The 279-nt window shown below is 60.2% G+C and carries 1 protein-coding gene; it reads right to left on the bottom strand.

The genetic code is table 11. The features are described 5' to 3' along the window. Positions 1 to 182: hypothetical protein (locus tag QZL63_RS09775; protein ID WP_290586786.1), on the bottom strand; the 182-nt coding region annotated here is incomplete at its 3' end. Positions 183 to 279: the final 97 nt, after the last annotated feature.

The following is a 279-nucleotide window of genomic DNA, read 5'->3' as shown; positions in this document are numbered from 1 at the left end:
GTGGGGTTCAGCCGGGTGAGGTTGGCGATGCGCTCCTTGAAGAATTCGTCCTGGTTGTTCGATACGATGCCGAGGAACTGCAGCCGGGAGAGCAGCGGTACGCTGCGGTCCTGCGCCTCCTGCAGGACCCGTTCATTGAACGAGAGCCAGCTCAGTTCGCGGTTGTTGTAGGTATATTCCATGGTTTATGCTTGGGTGAGGAGTTGCAGGAAGCAGGTTTCGGCCGAATCGACCCAGCGGCGGAATCCCGGGTCGGGGGTATTCGGCCGGGCGAGGTAA

It is taken from the genome of Alistipes sp. CAG:268, assembly GCA_000434235.1.
In the GTDB taxonomy this organism is placed as follows: Bacteria; Bacteroidota; Bacteroidia; order Bacteroidales; family Rikenellaceae; genus Alistipes; species Alistipes avistercoris.
Note: the sequence above shows the minus strand (reverse complement) of the source record. Positions and strands in the feature narration are given on the sequence as shown.